The sequence below is a fragment of the Microvirga ossetica genome (assembly GCF_002741015.1).
Taxonomy (GTDB): Bacteria; Pseudomonadota; Alphaproteobacteria; order Rhizobiales; family Beijerinckiaceae; genus Microvirga; species Microvirga ossetica.
In genome coordinates, this window is record NZ_CP016616.1 from 568,666 (window position 1) to 592,324 (window position 23,659).

Here is a 23,659-nt window from a genome sequence, read left to right on the forward strand (position 1 = left end):
GATCGGGTGAAGGCTTGCTAACTAGTTTCCGTCCACAAACGGCAAACGTTTGATTTCATTACGTGAATCATATCTTTGCGCGAGCAAGGCCCGGCGGTTTCAGGTATCTTGGATCATGCCACTGAGTCCAAAGCCCTGCCACCGCCGGAGCCGACAATGCGCCAAGAACGCACCGTCCAAGCCAGCATATTCGATCTTTTCGCCACGCACGAGATCGGCTGCGAGTTGAAGGCGATGTCGCAATGGCTGGATGAGCATTGCGATCTGTTTGCCGTGGTGGCGCGAGACCTGTGTCGGGGCGGCATCAAGGCGACCGGACGGCAAGGTCTGCCAGCCGAAGCCGTATTGCGCTGCGCGATCCTCAAGCAGTACCGGCAACTGAGCTACCAGGAGCTGGCCTTCCACCTCGAGGACTCCGCTTCATTTCGCGCCTTTGCCCGACTGCCGTGGTCGTGGAGCCCGCAGAAGTCGGTGCTGCAGAAGACGATCAGCGCGATCCGGCCCGAGACCTGGGAGCAGATCAATCGGGCCCTGCTGTCGGTCGCTCGGCAGGCGAAGCTCGAAGACGGTGCGGCGGTTCGGCTGGACAGCACGGTGACCTCGGCGCTCATGCACGAGCCGAGCGACAGCAGCCTGCTGTGGGATGCTGTGCGGATCATGGTGCGCCTTCTGAAGCGGGCCGATTCCTTGGTCGGCGGCGCCGGCTCATGGCGCAATCATTGCCGCGCAGCCAAGAAGCGCGCTCACAAGATCCAGTTCACGCGCGGTCGACCCAATCGGGTCCGGCTCTACCGCGAGCTGATCGCCATCACGCGCGCGACCTTGGCCGATCTGGAGCAGGCGAGCGAGCGTTTGGCCGTGGCAAGCACGCCGCTCATCGCCCTGTGGCAGGTCCAGGTTCGTCACTATCGGGCGTTGGTCGAACGCATCATCAGGCAGAGCGAGCGGCGGGTGTTGGCCGGCGAGCCGGTCCCCGCCGACGAGAAGGTGGTGAGCCTGTTCGAAGAGCATGCTGATATCATCGTCAAAGGCAGTCGCGACACTGAGTATGGTCACAAACTCAACCTGACCACCGGCAGGAGTGGCATGATCCTCGATCTGGTGATCGAAGCCGGCAACCCGGCCGACAGCGACCGCTTGCTGCCGATGCTGGCGCGCCACGTCGCCTTCTATGGCCAAGCGCCGCGGCAGGCGGCAGCCGATGGCGGCTTCGCCACGCGCAACAACCTGGCCACAGCGAAGGCGTGGGGCGTCTGCGACATGGCCTTCCACAAGAAAGCCGGCCTCAGGATCGAGGACATGGTCAGAAGCAAGTGGGTTTATCGCAAGCTGCGCAACTTCCGCGCCGGCATCGAAGCCGGCATCTCATGCCTCAAACGCGCCTACGGCTTGGCGCGTTGTACCTGGCGCGGCCTCGATCATTTCAAGGCTTATGTCTGGTCCTCGGTCGTGGCCTATAACCTCGTTCTCTTCACCCGCCTCAAAGCGACCTGAACCGAGCAGGCATCGCGATTGCGTCACGCCGGCCACAGTCGGCCCTCGGGACGTGCGCCTAACCGCGCCCACGACACCATTTTTGTCGACACTCAGCGCTCTTCACCCTGCCTATCCTCGTCAAAGCCGCTCAAACTCGGCACAACCTATTGTAAATGCTCCGAAATGCGCACGTTTATGGACGGAAACTAACTAGGGCAGGTACAGCCGCGATAAAGGATCGAAGCGCCCCGATAAAGGAACCCAGCCACCGTTCTTGCCGGAAACGGGCGTGTCCTGCTGGAAAGAGGCATCCCCCATACTGCCTCCATCGCATCCTGTTCGGTTTCCTGATCGAGCCCGCTTGGTAGCCGGCAGGTACACGGCGGCAGCCATTTTCAGGGATCCACTCGGCCGCCCGAAGGGTCTTTTCGACGCAGCTTGAGGTGCTTGAGCGCCCCGCAGATTACCGCCAGACACCATGTCACGCCGGTGCGCTCGGTCAAGCGCTCACGGTACTCGCGCAGCATCGCGTCATTGTCTTCGGCTACGAGTTGGCGCGGCACCTGAAGAGCGCGTGCATTGAGACGCGGCTGCACGCCGCCGCTGTGCGGCTTGGGCGTTCTCCACCCCTCCTCGCGGGCTTGGCGGCGCCAGATGGAGATGGTGGCGGGGCAGACCCGGAAGCGGCGGAATAGGGCTGGGACATGGGGGCCTCCTGGACCGCATGCTAGGTCAACGCGTAGCCCACCTGGCCGGATTCAAGCCCATATCAAAATCGCTTTAGCGCACGCATCGTTGTTCCGACGCGGCGCCGAGGGATAAAATCCCTGAAGGTCAGAACAGCGTCTCGCGTATGATCCTCCAGCTTTCTGCGTCCGGCGCGCAAATAATGCCTCCCTCGCGGAGAGTTGGCTGATAGGCCGATCCGTCAAAACGTGCGGAGTAACCGCCGGCTTCCCGATGGAGCAACCAGCCAGCCGCGTGATCCCACGGCATCAGCTTTGAGGCGACAAGGAAGTGACAATGCCCGGCGGCCGCCATACGGTACTCGTGCGCCGCGCAGCGGTAGCATGCAACAGCCCCGAAACCCGCGAGGTTCGCCGCGACCGTGGATCTCATAGGCTGGGGCAAATGATGCCAGGAGGCGCACCCCGACATCTCCGCGACAGAAACCGGGGTCGCGACCTGAAGTTCGACCGGGCTGCCGCTGGCCCGTTCGATCCAGGCCCCCTCTCCGCGAACGGCCACCGCCGTATCGTTTCCAATCGGATCATGGATCCAGCCGGCAACAACCTCACCTCGCCTCACAGCCGCTACCATCACCCCGAACAAGGGGAGACCCGAGGCAAAATTCTTGGTGCCGTCCACCGGGTCGATCAGGAAGGCGAGGTCTGCGTCCGCGAGCGCGTTCAGCAGCGTCGGGTCACGCTCCGTGGCCTCCTCACCGATCACGACAGCATGCGGGAAGATCTGCCTCAGTCTCTTGGCGATCAGCCGTTCGGCAGCCTCATCGGCGTCCGTCACGAGATCCATGGCCGAGGATTTCTGCCGAACCTCATGGGCTGCGAGGTTTCGGAACCGAGGCATGATCTCGACTCTCGCAGCCTCTTGGAGAATCTGGTCCACGGCTTGGACATCGCGGGTCGAGAGCAGCATATGGGATCGCTTTCAAACATGCGCGCGAGTGGCGTTAGTCTATTCCCGTCAATCGAACGAGAGTGTTCTTCAGATCGGGCGTGCAGCCGAGCACGATGTTGCCCTCCCGTAGTCCCGATTGGGCGAGAAAGTCGTTCACCCAGCCGCCCGCCTCCTCGATCAACAGCAGCCCCGCCAAGGCGTCCCACGAGTTCATATGCAACTCGCAATAGCCGTCGATCCGCCCGACGGCCACATAGGCCAGGGCGAGAGCGCCCGATCCGCCACGGCGGATGCCTGCTCCATCCGCCAGGATCCTGTCCACCAGCTCGACATATTGGCTGAGCGGCAGCCTGGTCGACCAGCCGGCCTCAATGGTGGCGGACTGCATGTCGCTCAGCCCGCTGACTCGGATCGGCTCACCGTTAAGAGTCGCCCCCTTGCCACGCTCCGCTGCGAAGAGTTCCTCGTGCATCGGATCATAGATGATCCCGATCTGCGTTTGGCCGCCGCGGACATAGGCAATGGAGATGCAGAACTGCGAGATCCCGCGCACGAAGTTTGCCGTGCCATCGATCGGATCCACCACCCAGACGTCGTTGTCGAACGATCCCCCACCCTCCTCACCGAAAAAGGAATCGTCCGGAAAGCTCTCGAGCAGCCGTCTGCGCAACAGGCCTTCCACCTCGGCATCGACAGCCGAGAGATAGTCCTGATTGCCCTTGAGGTTGATGCCCGTCGTGCCGGGTCGCCCATCGAACCGGCGGCGGGCTAAGGCGCCCGCCTCGCGCGCCACCGCGCATGCAACGGAGAGTCTGAGGTCGGATTTCTCGGCCGCGGGCAAAGAGGCGGGGTCCGCGGCCCTGGCGATGGTGGAGACAGGCATGACGCTTGATCCTGCTTACTGGTTTGATGAAACGGGCTGTGGTGCTGGGTGCTTCTCATGCTCGATCCGCCGGATCCATGCAGCCGCGTGGCGTGCGGCCTCGATCAGCATCGGCTTTGGCGTCTCCATCCATTCGTCAGGATGGAGCTCGCGCTTGACGCGCAGATGATCGATGGCCGCATCGAGGGTCGGGAATCGGTCGGGCAACTGGATGTGGATGTACAGGGCGGCGAGGATCACGGATCGGCTGCGCCCTCCGCGGCAGTGCAGCAGGACATTGCCGCGGCGGCGATGTGGGTAGGTGAAGCGGTCGGGCAGCTGCTGATGCAGGGCGCCGTCGAGCAGGTAGTAGCCCGCGAGCAGCATGGTATCGGGGTTACCCGCATCGTCGATAAGACCCAGCTTGTAGTTCCGCACCGGTCCGTGCGGCGAGGCGATGTCTGAGGCTCCAACGCCAGCCGTGTAATCGATGTCGAGATTGACAGCGCAATTCACCACGATGGCGATGTCGTTGCTCTCGAGCAGTTCCTTGTCCGATGCCGCATTCGCATCACCGACGAAGAGCTTGACGCCGAATGATGGAAGGTCGTCGACGATCAGGCTCATCGGGGGGCGTGGGAAGTTGAACTGTGTTGCCATAAAATCTCAGATCCTGAATTCGTCATCGTACAGCTGCGACGCGCCTACCGGCGAGCCGCAGGGTTTTCTTGTGTTTCCGCGCGACCTTCGTCTTGGGTGCCTTCAGGCCGCGTGGGAAGCTCCGAGAGCAGGCTGCTCCAACGGGATGCGGTTTCCGCTGCCTTTGTCGAAGAAGGTGAGCTGGTCGGCGGGAAACTCGATCCAAATGTTCTTCTTCGGCAGGGAGGTTTCGAAGCGCGGGATGAGCGCTGTAACACGGTGCCCTTTGACCGAGAGCGAAATGATCGTCTGAGATCCGGTGGGCTGAACGATGTCGACCTCGGCCGGAAGGCTGTAGGGGCCCTGCCGCTCGACAAGCGCGATGTTCTCCGGACGGATGGCAAATGTCACCGGACCGTCCGAAGCCTGCAAACCCGCAGGAGCGGGAATGTCCATGTTTTCGAAGCGTACAAACCGCTCGCTTCCGATCGTGCTCAGAATCCCGTCAAAGAGGTTGATTCTAGGATCGCCGATGAACTCGGCGACGAAGAGATTGGCGGGATTGTGATAGATCTCATAGGGTGAGCCCTGCTGCTGGATGACCCCGTCCTTCATCACTACGATGATATCCGACATGGTCAGCGCTTCGACCTGATCGTGCGTGACATAGACCGTGGTCGCCTGCAACTCGCGATGCATGCGCTTCAGTTCCGTCCGCATCTCCGTCCTGAGCTTCGCGTCGAGGTTCGACAGGGGCTCGTCCATGAGCAGGATCGAGTTGCGTGCTGCGATCAGGCGGGCCACGGCCACCCGCTGCTGCTGTCCGCCAGACAGTTCGGACGGGTAGCGGTCGGCAAGCCCGGTCAGCTGGACTTTCGCGAGCGCTTCGGCGAGCCGATCCTTGACCACCTGCGCAGGCTGCTTCGCCTCCGAGAGCGCCAGGGTGATGTTCCGGTCGACCTTCATGTTGGGCCAAAGCGCATAGCTCTGGAAGATGAAGCCAAGGCCGCGCCGCTCGGGCGGGACGAAGACGCCGGTTCGGCTGGAATAGACCGCCTTTCCGCCGAGCACGACCTCGCCCGTCGTCGCCTGCTCGAGGCCAGCGATGACGCGCAAGGTCGTGGTCTTGCCGCAGCCCGACGGCCCGAGAAGGGTCACGAAGCTTCCCTTCGGGATGTCGAGGTCGAGGCTCGGAAGGGCCAGATGGCTTCCGTACGACTTGGTGATGTTTCTGAGGGTGATTTCAGACATAGGCACTCTCTCGTGCGGAAGCCATTCAGGTCAGGTTATCGGCTCGTCTCGGCCATCCAGAAGTCGCTGATCTTCGCAATGTTGTCCTTTACGAATTCAGGCGATGCGGTGAGCTTCTTGGCCTTGGGCCACATCTCGCTGTAGGGCGGCGCCGGAACGTCGGTGCGCGGCGAGAACGTGCCGACCTGATAGAAGGCCGCCATGCCCTGCAGAAGCTCGAGGGATTTCCCGGACCGGAACGGCGCCTTGAGGTCCGAATTGCTGTTCAGATCCTTGCTACCCATCAGGAACGCCACGAAGAGCTTCGCCGCATTCGGATGCGGCGCCTGCCCGGCAACCGTTACATAGGTCGGATAGGAGAACAGCGCCGAGGGCGTCAGATCGTAGGGAACCGCGTTCGCGTAGTTGTCACTTTGGTTCTTGGTCAGATAGTGGATGACCGAAAATGCCATCGGAGGCTTGGCCTGGCCCCGCAGGCCAACAGCGGTCGCGATCTTCGAGCTGTTGTCCGAGATGACGATGTCATTGCCGACCAGCCGGTGCAGGAATTCGTAGCCCGCGTTCTCGACGCCCGACGAGAGCTGGAGCTTCTTGCCGTAATGCTGCTCATAGGCCTTCTGCATCTCGTCCGAGTGCTCGACGATGGCAGCCAGCATCATCAGGGTGGTGAGCGAACCGGCGGGCGACTTCATGGAGAAGCGACCCTTCCACTGCGGCTCTGTCAGCTCCCAGATGGTCTTGATCGGCGGCTGCGGATGCGCCTCCGCGTTGTAGAAGACGCCATAGGCCTCAATCACGTGCGTCAGAAGCGGCTCACGGTGCTCGGCCGGGATCTTGTCCGTCAGGTAGGACGGCACGTAGTTGACAACACGGTGGTTGGGAAGCAGGTCAAACACCATCTGCTCGGTACCGCCCGAATAGACCACGTCGGCCGCATAAATGCCGGCCTGGTGCTCGCGCACGACCTTCTCGATGGTCTTCTCGGAACCGAGATCGTAAGCCTTGACCTTGATCTCCGGATAGAATTTCGCAAAATCCTCGGCCACCTTCAGCATCGTGCCGGAGGAAGAGTAGACGACGACCTCACCCTCCTTCTTCGCATTGGCGACAACCTCGTCCCATTTCTCGCTCTTCTGGTAGGGTCCGAGCTGACTCTTCTGCAGCCAGGCGTCCCACTTGGGGTCCGATTGCTGCGCCAGGGCCGGCGCCGCCAATGCGAGAGTCAGGGCGCCAGCCGCGAGCCAGGCCTTTGCGCTGCGAAATGTCGATGTCATGATGGGCTTCCTCCTTCGCTTCTCGTTATGTCGATCTGGACGGAGCGGTCAGGCCGCTCCGACCCTCGCCTTCGTTGACAAGGCACGGACGACCAGGTTGACCGCAATCACGATGGCGACGAGCAGCACGGTCGCGACGCCGACGAGCTGAGGCATATCCTGGTTCTGGTAGTTGTAGATGACGCCGGCGAGCACGTTGGTCGAAGGCGTAACAAGCAGAATGATGAGCGACAGCTCGCGCATGATGCTGATGAAGCTCAGAAGCATGCCGGAGAGAAGCCCGCCGGCCGCAATGGGCACGATGATCCGCATCATGCGCCGAACCCAGCCTATGCCTTGGACACGGGCGGCCTCCTCGAGCGACTTGTCGATCTGCAGCAGGGCCGCGATGCCGGTGCGCGAGGTGAAGGGCAGTGTCTTGACCGAGCAGATCAGCACGAGAAGGGCGAAGGTGCCGTAGAGAGCCGGGATCGGCCCGAACGGCCGGGCGAACATGCCGATATAGATCGCACCGAAGGCCAGAGCCGGGAAGATGTATGGCAGGAAGGCCACCATCTCAAGCGCCCGCGAAGTGAGCGAGCCGCGGGTCCTGACCACGACATAGCCGATAAGGAAGCCGAAGATGCCAGTCGTCATGGCCGTGAGGAACGCGAGCTTGAGGCTGTTCCAGGTGGCATCGATGATATTGCTGTTGTCGACGAGGGCCGCCTGCAGCTGATCGACGCCCTCGCCTCCTCCGCCGATCCAATAATGCAGGGTCAGGTTGCTGAGACTGTAATTGCCGGCCGTCTTGACCAGCGACTGCAGAACCAGGAGGACGAGCGGGAATGCAACCGCCGCCGTCATGAGCAGCATGACGAGGATGAAAAGCGGCCAGCGCCACGGTCCAAGGTCGATTTCCTTGCTGCGGAAACCCTTGCCGGACAGTGTCACGAAGCCCTTGCGGACGCCGATGAGACGCTGGTTGATGAAGATGAATAGGCAGGCAAGGACGACGAGCACCAACGCCAGCAGGAAGCCGTCGCCCGCATTGCGCGTGCCCATGGCGGCATAGATCTGTGTCGGCAGCACGTAATAGCGCACCGGCATGCCGAGCACGGCGGGCGTGCCGAATGATCCGACCACGCGGATGAAGGTCATTACCACCGCGGAGCCGATGGCGGGCAGCAGCAGCGGAGCGGTGATCCACAGGAACTGCTTGAGGCGCGAGAGACCGGCCATCGCCCCGGCCTCCTCAAGCTGGCTGTCGACGCTCGTGATCGAGCTCGACACCGAGAGGTAGGAGTAGACGTAGTAGTGCAGAGACAGGCAGACGATGATCGGGATCGGTCCATAGGCGATCCAGTCCGGCGGCTGCACGCCGAAGAAGTACGCGAAGGCGCCCGACGCTCCGCCGATGCGGTCGTTCTTGAAGAACGTGATCCAGGCGAGCGCCATCACCCACGATGGAAGCATGTAGGGGATCATCACCAGCGTGTGCAGGAAACTCCGAAACGGGATGTTCGTGCGCACGATCAGCCAGGCGAAGCCTGCCCCGAAAGCAAGACAGATGATCGTGGCGGCGAAGGCCGTGACCAGCGAGTTGAAGAACGGCTTGTAGAAGATTGCCCAGGAGAGACGCCCGGCGAAGACCCGCTCGTAGTGAAAAAGCGTGAACTCACCCGGCTGCGCCTTCGGCAGATAGGCCCGATCGTAGGGCTGAACGGTGAGGGTCTCGCGGATCAGCTCGAACAGCGGCACGAGCACCAGCGCCCCCAGCACGATGGCGAGGAGGACGCCCAGGAGGCGTTCGGGCTGGGTGAAGGAATGCCAGAGGCGGCCCGCGACGGCCCCTGCCGAGGATGCGTTCGATGGGGTCTGTGCTGATGCCGCCGAACTTGTCATTCCGCCATGTCCTTCCCGGAGCCGGAGACCGGTCCAAAAGCATTTCCCCTGCGTCTGACGTCTGGATGCTCTCATCCGGCCGGGCCGAAAGGGCAGTCAGTTCGCTGAGCCTCGCCCCGCCGTGGGTGAGGCTTCGAAAGATTTGCACACGTGTGCAACGGTTGCAAGAGGTCTTCTGAGTAAGAAAAACAGGCCTTGAATTAGGCGACGGTGCGGACAGTCGCTCGCTCGACGAGCTCGACGGGAAGAACCTCATGCGCGAGGCCCCCCCTCTCCCCCGTCATTTCCCGTTCGATCGCCGCCAGCACGGATTCGGTGAGATCGCTCATCGACTGCCTGACGGTGGTCAGGCGATAGGCAGCCCATTCAGACTGCAGGATATCGTCGAAGCCGATGACCGATAGATCCTCGGGAACGCGCCGTCCCATCGCGCGGGCGCCGTCGAGAAAGCCCAGCGCCATGAGGTCGGTGACGCAGAAGACGCCATCGAGATCGTGAGCGGAAAGCAAGCCTCTCGCCGCGTCCATTCCAGTCTCGTAGGTCGTCTCGCCCGAAGCCCAAACGACCGGTTCGATCCCGGCTTCCTTGACGCAGTCCACGAAGGCGCCCCGGCGGCGGATCTGGGTGGGTGTCTGAGCCCCACTGCCGACGACGCCGATCCGCCAGCAGCCGGCTCGGAGGAGGCGCTCGGCCGCAATGCGGGCTCCACTGAGATCATCGCTGATGATCGTATCAGCCTCGGTGTCGTCCGCCTGTCGATTGACCAGAATCACCCGCACGCCGTTGGCCATGCACTCGTCGATGATCGACGAGGGTGGCGAACCGGACATCACCACGATGGCCCGGACGCGGAATTCCAGGATGAGTTCGATCAGCGGTGTGATCCCCTGCTCCGCCTCGGCGGCGTTCAGGAGCAGACATTGCATGCCGCGCCTGAGAAGCGCACGGCTCAACTCGTCGAGCTGGCGTGCCATGAAGGGCAGAGACAGGTTGGCGCCGACGACCCCGACCAGGTTGGACTGATCGCTGATCAGGCTCCGGGCCAGGCGATTGACACGGTAGCCAAGAGTCCTGGCCGCCTCCTGGACGCGGTGCCTCACATCGGCCGAGACGCTGGCGCCGGGCGTGAAGGTGCGCGAAACGGCCGAGCGTGAGACGCCGGCGAGCCGGGCGACGTCCTCGGACGTGACGAAGCTTCGCGCTGTGCGCTCACGTTTCAGATGGTCTTCACGATCTGAAGACACGTCTAAGGGGGGTTGCTCCGCGTCCATTGATGCTCTGCGTGCGTCCGATGGCCGATGTTGGGATGCCTCGAAACTGACGAAAGAAATCTATGCACACGTGTTCAGCGTAGGCAAGCGTCCGCGAAGCGAAGAAGCCGAAGAAGGAAAAGCCAAAGGAAGCGATCCCGACCTCACCCTTCGCGCATCAAGGCAAGCACCCCGGCGAAGCCATCCAGTGGCAAGCGATAGCGTCCTGGCGCATCGACCTGCGAACGGCCCCGCTCGATGCATTGTTTGAACACGATCATGCAAGAGAATACGCTGCGTTGGCCGAACGCATTCATGAACGTCCGTCAATTGACCGGTCCTTCCTAACAGGTACATTCAACCGTGCATGATCCTGCGCGAAATAGGTAATACTGTCCTAAGAGCTATTCATGATCCCCTGGATCTTGCTCGACACGGCAAAAATCCCTGGTGACGGGGGCGAACTGCGTCTCAAGAAGCGCGGTGCCGAGTTCTCCATCATGTTGGGCAGCAACGAACTGATGAATAGCCGCCTTAGTGGTTCCGAGGAGGCTCTCGCCAAACTGTCTTGCCTGAGACTTCGGGGCCGCGAGCGACCAAAAATCCTTATCGGTGGCTTGGGGATGGGCTTCACGCTTCGCGCTGCGCTTGCTGAACTCGGCTCTGAGGCTCAGGTTACCGTGGCTGAACTTCTGCCCGCTGTTGTGGCATGGGCGCGAGGTCCCATGGCCGAAGTATTCGGCGGTAGTCTTAAGGATCCGCGCGTCAGCATTTTCGAAGGCGATGTTGGGCGTCTGATCAGGTCTGGCCGGTCTGCTTACGACGCTATTCTGCTCGACGTCGACAACGGACCCGAGGGCCTGACACGCAAGGCCAATGACAGCCTCTACGACTTGCCAGGGCTTAGCTCCGCCCGGACGGCGCTGACACCTGGTGGCGTCCTGGCAGTGTGGTCATCGGCACCGAATAAAGCTTTCACCCAGCGCCTGCGTAAGGTGGGGTTTGGTGTGGATGAGGTAGGTGCGCGCGCCAATGGAGCACGTGGTGGCGCAAGACACACTATCTGGATTGCGACGAAGCAACGGGGCTCAACTGCCTCACAGGCGCAAAGCTAGACAGACAATGCCACGGCATCTTTCCTGCTGCGGTCTCCCCGTACTGGTCGGGGCGTGACCGGAGGGCTCGTGGCGGCTACGTCGATTGCGTCCGCCTTCGCGGGTTGGAGCTCCATCATCGTCGGCTGCAAAGGCTTATCGACGCCGTAGAGAAGCAGTGGGAGGCCGAGCGCGAAGATGACGAATTTGTGGCTCACGATCCCTACGTCGCCCGCCTGATGGACATGTTCGACATCCTCGGCAGCACCTACCGCATCGCAAGGACATGACGCAGGGCTTTGCACAGCGTCTCAGTTCAATCCAGGAAATACCCCGCCGGTCACGAACGTCAGATATTACCTGCTATAACGGACATTCGACTTACTTCCGGGATATGCCAGTTAGCTGTCGTTAGCGCAGGACAGCGAAGGCACCTGCCCCAACTACTTAAAGCACAGCGGAGTTACTGCTTAGCTTATCGCCTGACACAATAAGTGATTAGATCGCTCTCGTTCATCTCGGATATGGTAGAGGTCGCATTTTCAGCGCTCTATGCTGCGCATCAGCGAGCCGGCCTCTGTTCATTACCTCGCCGCGCTGCAATTTGCGAAGCTGAGCATTGAAGCCGTCATGAGGTGATCATGGCACGTTGCTGGCGACATATCCTGATTGCGGTAGCAAGCACCGCTGCCGCTCTCCCCCTTCGGGTTCAGCTTGACCTCGGCCATAGCTCCAGCTTGCCCGTCCTCGATGGGGCAGCCTTCGCCAAGGGCGGTGATCGCTCCGGGGGCGATGGGGGTGGAGGCCGCGGCGGCGAGGGCAATGGAGGCGGGAAAGGCGCCGGGGGTGGCAAAGGTGGTGCCGATGGAAACCGCGGCGGAAAAGGCAGCGATGGCAGGTCGGGCGACGCTGGAGGAGCAGGCGGCGGGAACGGGAATGCCGGAGGCAGCAAGGGCGGCTCGCCTGGAGGCAACCAAGCTGGGGGCAATCCGGGCGGAGGCAATGCAGGCGCAGGCGGCCCAGGCGCGGGCAACCAAGGCGGAGAGCGCGGTAACGGTCAAGGCGGGGGCAAAGGCGACCCTGGCCGGGGCGGTCCAAGCGGCGGCCCCTCCGGAGGTCCAGGCGGTGGTGCCGGAGGAGGCACCAGCCCTGGGGCGAGTGCCGGTAACGGCAGCGCCGGAGGCAACTCCCAGGGCCAGGGCAAAGGAGGCAACGCGGATGGCAATTCGTCCGCAGGCTCCGGTGACGGAAAGTCAGGCAACAACGGGAACGGCAAGGGACGAGGCGGCAAAGGGCCAGGCAAGGCTGACAACGCACGGGGCGGGAACAGGAGTGCCCGAGATAGCAAGGGAACCGGCTCGGCCGAAGCGAGATCCGGCCTGGGGAACAGTAAAGGCAACGGCGCCACCAAAGGGAACTCGAAAGGCAGTCCTGGCGGTGTCGGTGGCGGCCTCGGCACGGGTCAGGGCAGCAGCAATGCTGAAGGCAGCAGCGGCAAAGCCGGAGGCAAAGGCAATAGTGCGGGCGGGAACAGCAGCACGAGGACGAGTGAACGCAGCAGCGTAGCCGGCAGCACCGCCAGCGCACGCGCCAGCAAGGATAAGGCTGGGGCGCAGAGAGCCAACGGTGCCCAGAAGGCTGGGGACAGGGCTACCTCTGCGAGCAGTACGGGAAGCTCCGCTGAGACAAGTAAGGCAGGTAACAGCGAAAGCCTACGCGGGAGCGCGAAGGCGCAGGCGAACGCCAGCCCAACCCAGTCGAGCCAGGGCAAGGCCGCCGCATCGGACCAGCAAACGACCGGCCGGACGAAAGCTGCCTCTCAACCAGCAGCAACATCAAAGGCTTCAACTCAGGCGAAGGCTGAAGTAGGTGCCCCCCTTGGCTCAACGCCGACGAGCAGGGCCACCACCACGGCGCCCGACCAGTCAACGGCGGGCCCGGCCCCCACGATCGATCAAACAGCCGCCCCGACGCCTGCGACTTCACAAGCTTCAAACCAGATGCAGGCCTCACAGGCAGGTGTCCCCAACAACGCCGCGCCGACAAGCCAGAGCTCAGCCCCCACAACCGAGCAGGCAGTGGGAGAGACCCCCACGGCCTCTCTAACATCGGCGAGCGCCAGCCCGACACCGACGAACCAGGCACCCGCCACCCCGGCGCAGGAAACATCTCTGCCGTCAAGCGAGACACAGACCGTACAGGCAGAGGCGCCCACCAGCGCTGCTCCGACGAGCCAGGATACGGTCCCCGGACCTGACCTGCCGACAGGGACACAGCCCTCCGCAATCTCTCCAGCCCCGGTGAATTCCAGTCCGACCCTGCCGAGCCAGGACATGGCGGCTACACCTGACGAGCAAACGACGAGCCCTGCCCCAGCACCCGCGCCGGCCCAGACGAGTTCACAGGAACCAGCCGAAGCGGAGGCTGTGCAAACAGATGCCCCCGCCAGCGCCACCCCGACGAGCCAGGCCTCAGTTCCCACGCCTGATCAAGCAGCATCGAGCCCAACTCCGGAGGCCTCCCCAGCCCCCACGAGCGAGGTCACGGCCACAGCACCCGACCAGCCAACAGCGGACCAACCTCAAGCCGTCCCTCAAGTATCTTCGGCATCCCAAGGTTCAGAGACAGGGTCTGTGCAAGCGGATGCTCCGGCCAGCCCGGCCTCAACGAGCGAGAGCGCAGCTCCCGCACCCGACCAGCAAACATCAAGCCCGACCGAAGCCCCCTCACCGGCACCGGCAGCATCTGACGTTTCACCCCAGACAGAGACTGCACAAGAAGCTATCTCCACCAGCCCAACGCCGACGAGCCAGAGCACAGCCCCTGCATCCTCCGAGCCCATCGGGAGCCCGGCGCCAGCTCCCTCGCCGGCAGCGGCGAGCACCAGTCCAACGCCGACGAGCCAAGGTGTGGCCGCCGCATCGGACCAGCAGACTTCGAGCCCGGCTCAGGCAGCCTCTAAGGCAGCCGCTTCAGCGCAGGCTCCCTCACGGGCATCGACCCAGGCAGAGTCCGTGCAAACCGCCAGTGCCTCCGCGAGTGTGGCCGATGCTGTCGACCCCCGCCCCAAGCCGCGGCAATCCACCAGCTTCATCCTGGCATCAGGCCTGTCGCGGGACGACTTGACCAAGCTGACCGCTCAAGGCTTTCACGTCGAAACCCGGACGCAAGGCCGGATCACCCCACAGGTGGTCAGGCTGCGCATTCCCCAAGGCGCCTCCCTGACGCAGGCGCGGCAGAAAGTCCGTCTCGTCGATGCCCAGGCTTCAGCGGATTTCGATCACTACTACTATCTCGATGAAGGCGCAGGTACGTGCACTGGTCCTGATTGCAGGGCAACTGCTCTCGTGAACTGGTCAGCGTCCAACGCAGCTCAGTGCGGTCCGACGCCTCTCATTGGCATGATCGACACGGGCATCAACCTCGAGCACGAAGCCTTGAAGGACCAGGCGATCGAGGTATTGCCAGCTCCTGCATCCCATGCTGATGCCTCGTTGCAGGATCATGGCACCGCGATTGCGGCCCTCCTTGTCGGACGGCGGGGGAGCCAAACGCCTGGTCTCCTGCCGGACGCGAAGCTCGTCGCGGTGGATGCCTTCTACCGCGACGGCGGCACTGCTGATCGGACGGACGTGATGTCCCTTGTGGCCGGCGTTGAGGCATTGGCCGAGCGTGGTGTGCAGGTCATGAACCTGAGCCTGTCAGGTCCGCCGAATGAGGTCCTCCAGAACGCCATCGAGGCCGCCCAGGCCAAGGGCATCGTGATCGTTGCGGCCGCGGGCAACAATGGCCCCGGCGCCGAACCGTCATATCCAGCCGCCTATCCTGGAGTCATCGCGGTCACCGCAGTGGATCAGGAACTGAATGTGTACCGGCGCGCCACGCAGGGCGGATATGTTGACCTTGCTGCACCCGGGGTGAATATCTGGACAGCATCGTCGAAGGGCAGTGGCACCCTGAAGTCAGGCACATCCTATGCTGTCCCCTTCGTGTCCGCCGCAACAAGCCTGTTGCTCGCGTCCAACCCCACGTTGGACCCTAAAGTGGTTCAGTCCGGCCTGGAAGCGCGCACCCGCGACCTTGGGAAGCCCGGGTGGGATCCGACGTACGGGTTCGGCCTGATCCAGGTGGCAGGCCTGTGCCCGCAACCCACGAAGCCGGCACCGGTAACTGCGGCCTATGAGCAGCCGGCTGCTTTACCTTTTGCAGGGCAGACTTCAGACATGCCTTGACCCTCGACGAGCAATCGTACTTTGGGTGCAAAACAGGCAGCTGAACGCACCGGGTGTAGCCCTGTCGAAAGTCCGTTAATGGGCTCACCAACATGCCGGGGCCTCGATGCGCTGTCTTGGATTTCGCGAAATGGGATGTCATGACGGCAGCGTCGATTGCGGTACCGAGGCCCTGCGTCAGATGGCGATCCGCGATGGTGGTGTTGCGCCGAAGATCAGGAACGTCATTCTGGCATCCCCGGATCTCGACATTGATGTCTTTCGCCGGCAGTCGCAGGAACTGGGCCCGTCCCGTCCGAAGCTTACGCTTTTCGTCTCCCAGGACGATCAGGCCCTTAGCGTGTCGCGCCTTATCGGCGGCGATGTCGACCGGCTGGGCCAGATCAACCCAGGTGCCGAGCCCTATCAGCCGAACTGGAGACGGCCGGGGTGACGGTTCTCGACCTGACGGCGCTCAAGAGCGGCGATCCGCTCAATCATGGCAAGTTCGCGGAATGCCCTGAGGTGGTCAGGCTGCTCGGCGAGCGCCTCATGGCAGGGCAGACGATTTCGGGGAACAAAACCAGCGTTCGCGACCGATTGGAAGCCGTGGCGGCGGGAGCCGCGCAAACCGTAGGAAGTGCTACGAGCCTCACTGTTCAACCCCGGTGATCGTTCTCTCTCGCCACGAACTGGGCCGATAGATTCACGGGATCGGCTTAGTCCCAAAAGTGAAACCCATTATTGTGTTCGATGATCTAGTGGCGTGTACGCAGTTCCACGATGGCAGCGGGCAGACCCGAGCGGTACTTCTCAAGCAACAGTGCCATCACGTTGCCCGCTCCTGTTCCCCCTACTCTCGCAACCAGGAAGCTACTCAGCCCATCTTCGCGTGCCTTGCATTGCTCGAAAGCCTCTTTTGCAAGGATCTCTGGATCCTGACGCGAATGGATCCTTCCCCTTACGAACGAGGCGGCGCAAGCCTGCCATTGGTCGTTCAGAACCTTTGCCTCCTCATAGACGACGAGAGCATCGAACTCATCGGCAAAGACAGCAGGCCCTGCAACCAGTGAGGCGAGCATGGGGCAGACGAGAAGCGCAACGCGCCAGCCTGTCTTGGGAGGACCGACGTATGGACTAATGTCCTCGCGATGCCGCATCATAAACAATTGCATTCCGATAACCCTACCCGTGCTCCTCTCGGCCATACGGTGAGTGAGCAATAATGAATAATCCGCTGCTGCATCGTCGGCATGCTTTAAGCTCCCCTCCCGCTGACGGAATTTGCGGTGAAAGCAGCCCGCAGTCCCAGCCGCTACTCGCCCCGTTTGACCCGAGCCCACTCGCGCTTGAGGATTCCTTGCAAGACTTGGATGATGTCATGGCTGATGACCTCGATGCGGTCCTCAACGCGATCCTCCAGCAAAGGAGAGCGAAGATGGTCGATCGCTTCCTTCATCAGGACATTGAGTTGCTGATGATCCTGTTTCAAGGGGTTGAGCATGAGCTCAATTTTGGAGACGGTCCGCAGCAGGTTCTCCACACGCCTGGAAAGCTCGGGATCTCGGGCAATGAGGATGCCGGACGGTTCGTTCATGGTCTGACGGAGCGCGGCCGCGATCAAGAGTTGGGAGTTGAGGCTCGCCACGAGGTCGCGCATGGTATCGATCCACTTCTGGCGGTTGACCGACAGAACGTTCGTCTTGAACTCGAACTTGGCGATCCGCGTGTTGACAAACGGTCCGGCAATCGAAGCGATCATCGCGGTGGAGGCCGAGATGAGAGTGATCCACTGTGGGTTGAGATCCATCGTTCTGATCCGTGGTATGAGCTTCCAGTTGTTCTGTCAGCTGAGATTTCAGCGTTTGGCTAGCGGAACAACGCGACGTAAAGCGTGCCGCAGGAGATCGACATTGTGATGATGAGCGGGAACCACCGGGACATCATGCTTCCCAGTCATAGGGAGATATGATACGCGCGCTCTCGTCGTTCGGAACGGCATTCCGCCACCGAATGCCGCAGTTGCGGAGAGTATCCTTGATCACGGCCGTGCATTCAGCTTCCGTCATGAAAGGCTGGTGCGGCACCAGAACACGCTCGATCACATGCGTCAGGCATCGCCTCGCGAACTCCTCCGCCGCGGCATAGCTGTTGATGATCTGAATACCGTTGGAAGCCGAGTTGACGTCGAGATAAGCAGCGATCCCTTCCACGGTTTGGCCTAGACTTTTCCGGAGGAACTCCTCTCCCAGTTGAGGAAATCGGCCAAGCGCTCCGATGATCAGGCGCAAGGTGGAGATGGTGGCCGGATTGTTCAGGGTGTCGAGCATGGCCATCCCTATCTGCTGCAAGGCGGAGCACGGGTTGGGATCGTCCGGATCGATGCTCGGCAGCACCTGCGCGATCCTCTCCGCTTCTGCGGCAACCAGCGAGTTGAACAGGACATCCTTGCTTTCGAAGTGGTGATAGATCGCCCCCTTCGAGACGCCGGACTGATTGATGATCTGGTCGATGCTTGCGGCAGCATAGCCGTTCAGAAGGAAGACCTGACGGGCGCCGTCCAGGATCTTACTCTTCGTGAGCGTGCTCCTGAGATCATGAGGGCGCCTGTCGCTGTGAGGCGGATTGTTGCTGGGCATGGGATTCGCTCCTCTTTTGCATGCAGGGGGTGTGGCCCCGGCGGCTTGCGGCCGCCGGGGCTTGGGCGGACGTTCGCGCGGACCAAGGCGCGGGGGGCGCAGGGCCACGGTCCGGAACGCCTGCCAATCGGGTCAGCGCGGTCTACGCCGGCTCATGCGTCTTCTCTGGTTCATGCACCGCTTCTGTGGTTGGCGGTTCCGCCTTGGACTGGGAGGGCGCCTTGATCCGGAACCAGGCTACGTACAACGCCGGCAGAAACACGAGGGTCAACGCCGTGCCCACGATGATCCCGCCCATCATGGCGTAGGCCATCGGCCCCCAGAACACCTCGCGTGAGATCGGGATCAGCGCCAGGCTCGCAGCCGCCGCGGTCAGCAGGATCGGCCGCGTCCGGTGCATGGTGGCCTCGACCACGGCCTCCCACGGGGCCCGGCCCTCCCGCCGCAGATCCTCGATCTGCACGACCAGGATCACCGAGTTGCGGATCAGGATGCCGACCAGCGCCAGTACCCCCAGGATGGCCACGAAGCCCATGGGAGCCCCGCTCGGCAGCATCGCCGCCACCACGCCGATCAGCCCGAGCGGAGCCACCGCCACCACCAGAAACAGCCGCGAGAAGCTCTGCAACTGAAGCATCAGGATCGTTGCCATGACGAACAGCATGAGCGGGACCACCGCCGTGATCGGCCCCTGGGACTTGGCGCTCTCCTCCACGGGGCCAGCCACCGCCACCCCGTAGCCAGCCGGAAGCGTGCGAACGAACTCCTGCACCTTCGGCTCAAGCTGCTGGACGATCGTCGCCGGCTGGGTTGCATCGACGATGCTGCCCCGGATCGTGATCGCCGGCAGGCGGCTGCGCCGCCAGATGACAGGCTGCTCGAGCTCATAATGGAAGGTCGCGACCGCCGCCAGCGGCACGGACTGGCCATTCTTGCCCGGCAATTGCAGGTTCTGGAGCGTCTCGATGGATTGCCGCTCGGCGGCGCGCGCCCGGCCCACCACGTCGACCAGATAGATCGCGTCGCGGACCTGGGTGATGCTCGTGCCGCCGACGACGCTGTTGAGGGCACCTGCGATGTCCTGCGAGGTCACGCCGAGCTGGCGGGCCTTATCCTGGAGCACGTCGACCTTCACCACCCGGGCAGGCTCATTCCAGTTGAAGCCGATGTTGGTGACCCGGGGGTGCTCGCCCACGAGAGCTGCGAGTTGCTGCGCCAGGTCGCGCACTTTCTGGACGTCCGGCCCACTGAGCCGGTACTGCACCGGGCGTCCGGCCGGCGGCCCCACCGCCAGAAGATCCGTGTACACATCCAGGCCGGCAAATTCCTGTCGGGCCCAGGTCTTGATCTTGGCCCGGAGGCGCTCGCGGGCCTCGATGCTTTTGGTCACAATGACCATCTGGCCGTAGTTGGGGTTCGACGGCTGCGGGTCGAAGGCGAGAATGAACCGCACAGCGCTCTGGCCGACATAGGACGACCAGTGATCGATGTCAGGATCGCCCGCGAGCTTGGCCTCGAAGCGGTCCATCTGTGCCTTCGTGTCGGTAATCGCGGCGTTCTGCGGCAGCGTGAAGTCGACGAGGAGTTCGTTGCGATCTGAAGACGGAAAGAACTGCTGCTCGACGAACTTCATGCCGTAGAGGGAGACGCCGAACATCGCCACCGTCACGCCGATGGTTAGCCAGCGCCAGCGCATGGCGCCGACGAGGACGCGCGAGAACGCCGTCATGAGGCGGCTCGGCTTGTCGTGATGCTTCTTCATCGTCTTCGGCAGCAGCGTCACGCCGAGCAGGGGCGTGAACACCACCGCGACGATCCACGACAGCAACAGCGAGGCCGCGATCACCACGAACAGCGTGAAGGTGAACTCGCCCGCGTTGCTGCTGTTGAGACCGACCGGGATGAAGCTTGCAACGGTGACGAGCGTGCCGGTGAGCATTGGGAACGCGGTCGAGGTGTAGACGGCGGTGGCAGCCTTGCGCAGCGTGTCGCCGGCCTCCAGCCGCGCCACCATCATCTCGACGGCGATCATAGCATCGTCGACTAGGAGGCCGAGCGCGATGATGAGAGCGCCAAGCGAAATGCGCTGCAGCGAGATGCCGGTATACTGCATGACCACGAAGGTCATGGCCAGCACGAGCGGGATCGACAGCGCGACCACGAACCCGGCTCGCATGCCCAGGCTCAGGAAGCTGACCACCAGCACGATTGCGACGGCCTCGAACAAGGCCTTGGTGAAGCCGCCGACTGCCTCCTCGACCACGATGGGCTGATCGGCCACGAGATGCACGCCGACGCCGATGGGCAATTCGGCGATGATCTTGTCCATCTGCTCCTGCAACGCCTCGCCGAAGTGCAGCAGGTTGGCGCCTGTCTTCATGCCGATGGCCAGGCCGATGGCAGGCTGGCCCTTGAACCGAAACAAGGCCTGCGGCGGGTCGACGTAGCCGCGGCTGATGGCGGCGACATCGCTGAGGCGGAAGAAACGGTCGTTGATGCGCAGATTGAGGTCGCGCAGGCTCTCCTCCGAGGTGAACTGCCCGGTCACCCGGACGCTGATGCGCTCAGGACCGGCCTGGATGACGCCGGACGGGGTGATCGCATTCTGGGCCTGGAGCGTCTGGATGACGTCCTGCTGGCTGATACCGAGGGCCGCCATCTCGCGCGTCGAGAATTCCAGGAAGATCGCCTCGTCCTGGGCGCCGATCAGGTTGACCTTGCCGACATTCGGCACCGTGAGAACCTTGGCCCGCACGCCCTCGACATAGTCGCGCATCTGCCGCTGCGTCAGCCCATCCGCGGTGAACGCGTAGACGTTGCCATACACGTCGCCGAAGTCGTCGTTGAAGCCGGGACCTACGACGCCTTGGGGAAACTCCCGTTTGACGTCGTTGATCATGTTCCGGACTCTTACCCAGACACCCGGCACGTCGCGGCTTTTGACTGTGTCCTTCAGGTTGACATAAATCACGGTCTGGCCCGGCGTGGTCTGGCTGCGGGTGTAGTCGAGGGAGTCGAGCTCCTCGAGCTTCTTCTCGATCCGATCGGTGACCTGGAGCGAGGTTTCCTCGACGGTCGCACCGGGCCACTGGGCCGCAATCACCATCGTCTTGATGGTGAAGGAAGGATCTTCCTCACGCCCCAAGTTGATGTAGGCGAAGATGCCGGCGATGCCGAACACGATCATGAAGTACCAGACGAGGGAGCGGTGCTCGAGCGCCCAGTCGGACAGGTTGAAGCGGCTGTTCATTGGGAGGACTCGTCTGCGATCTTGACTGTTTGATTGGGGGTCAGGCTGTTCGCGCCGGCGGTAACCACGCGCGTGCCGCGGGTAAGTCCGTTCAGAACCCAGACGGAGGATCCGTCCCGGGCGACAATCGTCACGTCCCGGGTCGACACCGTCCGGGTGGCCGGATCGACGACCCAGACCATCGTCCTGCCGTCGCGTTCCAGCAGGGCCGAGGCCGGCAGCTCGATGCGGGAGGCAGCCTGTCTCGTGACCGAGGCGGTGATCGTCGTTCCGAGCCGAAAACTCTCGGGTGGGCTGTCGAGGGTGATCCGCACCCGCAGCGTGCGGGTGGCGGGATCCGCCTGTGGCGCGATCTCCCGCACGGACCCGGCAGCCCGCACCGAGGGATCTACTTGCAGGGCGATGTCGAAGCGGGCTCCCGGCCTGAGATCCCGCCCAATGCTCTCGGGCAGGTCGACGACCGCCTCCCGGATGTCCGGGCGAGCGACCGAGACGACCGCCTGCCCCGGCTGGACCACCTGCCCGAGTTCCGCCGCGGTGGCGGTGACCACCCCGTCGGAATCGGCGCGAAGCTCGGCGTAGCCGAGCTGCTCCTCGGCCTTGTCGAGGTTTGCCCTGGCGCTCGTGACGCCGGCCTCCGCGGACTCGCGGGCTTGCTTGGCAGCATCGTACTGCGCCTGGGTGGTGATGTTCTGCTGCAGCAGCGTGCGCTGGCGGGCCTCGGTCGAAGCGGCATTCTCGAGGCGGGCGGTCGCGCTGGCCAGGTCGGCCTGCGCCGACCGCACCGCCAGCTGATAGGTGAGCGGGTCGAGCGTGGCCAGGCGCTGCCCCTTCCTGACGACGTCGCTCACATTGACGTCACGGCTGATGACGCGCCCGAGCACCCGAAAGCCGAGATCGGACTTGTACCGGGGCTCGACGATTCCGGCGAAACCCACGGTCCGCGCCGTCTGCGGGGCAGCGAAAACGGTGAGAACGGGTCGGGGCGCCGTCGTCTCGGCATGATGCTCTTCCTGGCAGGCGGCGAGCAGGCCGATCATACTCAGAGCAGTCAGGGATGTCCGGATAGGGTTCATGAGGTCGCTCCCTCGGTGAAGGCAACAACCTGGTTGGGCCGCAGCAACTGCACCCCCGCGGTGACGACGATCTCACCGGGCTGGAGCCCCTCCCGCACGATGACCTTTCCGGTCTCATAGCCTTCAACCGTGATCGGCCTCAGCGACACTGTCTTGGTCCGAGGGTCGACGATCCAAAAGGCCGGCTGGCCGTTTCCACTCGAGAGAGCGCTCCACGGCACCATCACGAGCTTGCGGGTCTGGAACCGGCCCTCGCCGACCACGGCGGCCCCGAGTGTCATCGCTGCCGGCGGATGCTCGATGGCGACCTTGGCCCTGACGGTTCCGGTTGCCCTGTCCACGGTCGGGGAGATCTCACGCACGGTGCCCTTGGCCATCACGGCCGGATCGGACACCAGCGTCAGCGCAATGGTGGGATTGCCGAGCTCGCGAGTGAAGATCGACTCGTAGACGTTGAAGACCGCGTCGCGCGGCCCGTCCTGGGCGATCGAGAAGACGGTCTGCGCCACCTGCACGACCTGCCCAGCCTCAGCATTGCGGGCCGTGACGACCCCAGGGGCGCCTGCTCTCAGCACCGTGTCGGAAAGATGGTCGCGGGCGGTGCCGAACTGGGCCCGTGCGGTGTCGAGTGCGGCCTGCGCCATACGGAACGCTTCCTGAGCTTGATCGTGCTCCCGCTTTGTTGTGTAGCCCTGGGCGAGCAGCGCCTTCTGGCGTTCGTAGCTGGAGGTCGCCTGGCGGAGAATGGCCTCGGCGGACTGGACGGCGGCAGCGGCGGCGGTCACCGTCGCCTGTTGCTGCTGCGGGTCGAGTCGGGCCAGCACTTGATCGGCAGTCACGCGGTCGCCAACGTTGACCAGGCGCTCGGTGATGCGACCGCCCACCTGAAAGGACAGGTCGCTCTCGACCTGTGCGCGGACTTCGCCGGTCAGCCGCACCGTTGGTGCATAGTCGCTCAGCCGAGCCGTCTCGACCTGAATCATGATCGGAGGATTCTCCGGGCGGCTGGTCTGTTGCTGACAGGCCGTCAAACCCGTCACGGCAAGCATTGCCGTCCACAGGACCGAACTGCGCCATCGACTATCATATTGCATCGCATACCCTTCCGCTGGTGT

Annotated in this window: 19 protein-coding genes and 1 pseudogene; 5 read left to right on the plus strand and 15 right to left on the minus strand. The window is 63.1% G+C overall.

Annotated features, from left to right (window positions below; genetic code table 11):
• Positions 1–156 precede the first annotated feature (156 nt).
• Together BB934_RS02495 and BB934_RS46760 are read left to right on the plus strand one after the other, a co-directional pair.
• Positions 157–1,494, plus strand: a complete 1,338-nt coding sequence (locus BB934_RS02495; RefSeq protein WP_099508213.1) for an ISNCY family transposase — start codon at positions 157–159, stop codon at positions 1,492–1,494.
• A gap of 425 nt (positions 1,495–1,919) precedes the next feature.
• Positions 1,920–2,171 carry a hypothetical protein gene (locus BB934_RS46760; RefSeq protein WP_157933982.1) on the plus strand — a complete coding sequence of 84 codons (252 nt, stop codon included), beginning with the start codon at positions 1,920–1,922 and terminating at the stop codon, positions 2,169–2,171.
• 139 nt (positions 2,172–2,310) lie between these two features.
• Here the strand turns inward: BB934_RS46760 and BB934_RS02505 are convergent, their stop codons facing one another.
• From BB934_RS02505 to BB934_RS46765, 8 genes are all read right to left on the minus strand, one after another.
• Positions 2,311–3,063, minus strand: a complete 753-nt coding sequence (locus BB934_RS02505; RefSeq protein WP_237050152.1) for an inositol monophosphatase family protein — start codon at positions 3,061–3,063, stop codon at positions 2,311–2,313.
• Between the two features lie 103 nt (positions 3,064–3,166).
• A complete protein-coding gene (locus BB934_RS02510) occupies positions 3,167–3,997 on the minus strand; it encodes an inositol monophosphatase family protein (RefSeq protein WP_099508216.1) in 831 nt (276 codons plus the stop codon).
• A gap of 15 nt (positions 3,998–4,012) precedes the next feature.
• Complete coding sequence (locus tag BB934_RS02515) at positions 4,013–4,636, minus strand: dual specificity protein phosphatase family protein (protein WP_099508217.1); 624 nt, start codon at positions 4,634–4,636, stop codon at positions 4,013–4,015.
• Positions 4,637–4,738: 102 nt separating this feature from the next.
• Positions 4,739–5,866, minus strand: coding sequence for an ABC transporter ATP-binding protein (locus tag BB934_RS02520; RefSeq protein WP_099508218.1), 1,128 nt, complete (start codon positions 5,864–5,866; stop codon positions 4,739–4,741).
• A 35-nt stretch (positions 5,867–5,901) separates the two neighbouring features.
• Entirely contained in the window at positions 5,902–7,140 is a 1,239-nt protein-coding gene (locus BB934_RS02525; RefSeq protein ID WP_099508219.1) for an ABC transporter substrate-binding protein, read from the minus strand.
• A 48-nt stretch (positions 7,141–7,188) separates the two neighbouring features.
• The gene (locus BB934_RS02530) at positions 7,189–9,024 is read right to left on the minus strand and encodes an ABC transporter permease (protein WP_099508220.1); all 1,836 of its coding nucleotides are present in this window, start codon (positions 9,022–9,024) and stop codon (positions 7,189–7,191) included.
• Positions 9,025–9,224: 200 nt separating this feature from the next.
• A complete protein-coding gene (locus tag BB934_RS02535) occupies positions 9,225–10,295 on the minus strand; it encodes a LacI family DNA-binding transcriptional regulator (RefSeq protein WP_099508221.1) in 1,071 nt (356 codons plus the stop codon).
• Between the two features lie 143 nt (positions 10,296–10,438).
• Positions 10,439–10,591 (minus strand): hypothetical protein, encoded by a 153-nt coding sequence (locus BB934_RS46765; protein WP_157933983.1) that lies wholly within the window; start codon positions 10,589–10,591, stop codon positions 10,439–10,441.
• A gap of 93 nt (positions 10,592–10,684) precedes the next feature.
• Here BB934_RS46765 and BB934_RS02540 point away from each other — a divergent pair, with 93 nt between their 5' ends.
• On the plus strand, positions 10,685–11,389 hold the full coding sequence (locus BB934_RS02540; protein ID WP_099508222.1) for a spermine/spermidine synthase domain-containing protein: 705 nt from the start codon (positions 10,685–10,687) through the stop codon (positions 11,387–11,389).
• A gap of 563 nt (positions 11,390–11,952) precedes the next feature.
• Here BB934_RS02540 and BB934_RS46770 read toward each other — a convergent pair.
• Positions 11,953–12,429 (minus strand): hypothetical protein, encoded by a 477-nt coding sequence (locus BB934_RS46770; protein ID WP_157933984.1) that lies wholly within the window; start codon positions 12,427–12,429, stop codon positions 11,953–11,955.
• 1,953 nt (positions 12,430–14,382) lie between these two features.
• Here BB934_RS46770 and BB934_RS46775 point away from each other — a divergent pair.
• Positions 14,383–15,600, plus strand: a complete 1,218-nt coding sequence (locus BB934_RS46775) for a S8 family serine peptidase (RefSeq protein WP_157933985.1) — start codon at positions 14,383–14,385, stop codon at positions 15,598–15,600.
• Between the two features lie 166 nt (positions 15,601–15,766).
• A pseudogene (locus BB934_RS02555) lies at positions 15,767–16,239 on the plus strand (alpha/beta hydrolase); the annotation flags it as partial.
• Positions 16,240–16,337: 98 nt separating this feature from the next.
• Here BB934_RS02555 and BB934_RS02560 read toward each other — a convergent pair.
• From BB934_RS02560 to BB934_RS02585, 6 genes are all read right to left on the minus strand, one after another.
• Positions 16,338–16,754, minus strand: a complete 417-nt coding sequence (locus BB934_RS02560) for a hypothetical protein (protein ID WP_157933986.1) — start codon at positions 16,752–16,754, stop codon at positions 16,338–16,340.
• A 140-nt stretch (positions 16,755–16,894) separates the two neighbouring features.
• The gene (locus tag BB934_RS02565; RefSeq protein WP_099508225.1) at positions 16,895–17,389 is read right to left on the minus strand and encodes a hypothetical protein; all 495 of its coding nucleotides are present in this window, start codon (positions 17,387–17,389) and stop codon (positions 16,895–16,897) included.
• Positions 17,390–17,522: 133 nt separating this feature from the next.
• Positions 17,523–18,218 (minus strand): TetR/AcrR family transcriptional regulator, encoded by a 696-nt coding sequence (locus BB934_RS02570; RefSeq protein WP_099508226.1) that lies wholly within the window; start codon positions 18,216–18,218, stop codon positions 17,523–17,525.
• A 142-nt stretch (positions 18,219–18,360) separates the two neighbouring features.
• Entirely contained in the window at positions 18,361–21,468 is a 3,108-nt protein-coding gene (locus tag BB934_RS02575; protein ID WP_099508227.1) for an efflux RND transporter permease subunit, read from the minus strand.
• Positions 21,465–22,544, minus strand: coding sequence for an efflux RND transporter periplasmic adaptor subunit (locus BB934_RS02580; RefSeq protein WP_099508228.1), 1,080 nt, complete (start codon positions 22,542–22,544; stop codon positions 21,465–21,467). Before BB934_RS02580 ends, BB934_RS02575 begins: the two co-directional genes overlap by 4 nt.
• Positions 22,541–23,527 (minus strand): efflux RND transporter periplasmic adaptor subunit, encoded by a 987-nt coding sequence (locus BB934_RS02585; RefSeq protein ID WP_237050153.1) that lies wholly within the window; start codon positions 23,525–23,527, stop codon positions 22,541–22,543. The genes BB934_RS02580 and BB934_RS02585 overlap by 4 nt, the downstream gene beginning before the upstream one ends.
• Positions 23,528–23,659 lie beyond the last annotated feature (132 nt).

Coding starts and splice junctions, on each gene's coding strand:
- BB934_RS02495 (WP_099508213.1), top strand. CDS start 157: ATGCGCCAAGAACGCACCGTCCAAGCCAGCATATTCGATCTTTTCGCC.
- BB934_RS02505 (WP_237050152.1), bottom strand. CDS start 3,063: ATGCCTCGGTTCCGAAACCTCGCAGCCCATGAGGTTCGGCAGAAATCC.
- BB934_RS02510 (WP_099508216.1), bottom strand. CDS start 3,997: ATGCCTGTCTCCACCATCGCCAGGGCCGCGGACCCCGCCTCTTTGCCC.
- BB934_RS02515 (WP_099508217.1), bottom strand. CDS start 4,636: ATGGCAACACAGTTCAACTTCCCACGCCCCCCGATGAGCCTGATCGTC.
- BB934_RS02520 (WP_099508218.1), bottom strand. CDS start 5,866: ATGTCTGAAATCACCCTCAGAAACATCACCAAGTCGTACGGAAGCCAT.
- BB934_RS02525 (WP_099508219.1), bottom strand. CDS start 7,140: ATGACATCGACATTTCGCAGCGCAAAGGCCTGGCTCGCGGCTGGCGCC.
- BB934_RS02530 (WP_099508220.1), bottom strand. CDS start 9,024: ATGACAAGTTCGGCGGCATCAGCACAGACCCCATCGAACGCATCCTCG.
- BB934_RS02535 (WP_099508221.1), bottom strand. CDS start 10,295: ATGGACGCGGAGCAACCCCCCTTAGACGTGTCTTCAGATCGTGAAGAC.
- BB934_RS46765 (WP_157933983.1), bottom strand. CDS start 10,591: ATGAATGCGTTCGGCCAACGCAGCGTATTCTCTTGCATGATCGTGTTC.
- BB934_RS02540 (WP_099508222.1), top strand. CDS start 10,685: ATGATCCCCTGGATCTTGCTCGACACGGCAAAAATCCCTGGTGACGGG.
- BB934_RS02560 (WP_157933986.1), bottom strand. CDS start 16,754: ATGCAATTGTTTATGATGCGGCATCGCGAGGACATTAGTCCATACGTC.
- BB934_RS02565 (WP_099508225.1), bottom strand. CDS start 17,389: ATGGATCTCAACCCACAGTGGATCACTCTCATCTCGGCCTCCACCGCG.
- BB934_RS02570 (WP_099508226.1), bottom strand. CDS start 18,218: ATGCCCAGCAACAATCCGCCTCACAGCGACAGGCGCCCTCATGATCTC.
- BB934_RS02575 (WP_099508227.1), bottom strand. CDS start 21,468: ATGAACAGCCGCTTCAACCTGTCCGACTGGGCGCTCGAGCACCGCTCC.
- BB934_RS02580 (WP_099508228.1), bottom strand. CDS start 22,544: ATGAACCCTATCCGGACATCCCTGACTGCTCTGAGTATGATCGGCCTG.
- BB934_RS02585 (WP_237050153.1), bottom strand. CDS start 23,527: ATGATTCAGGTCGAGACGGCTCGGCTGAGCGACTATGCACCAACGGTG.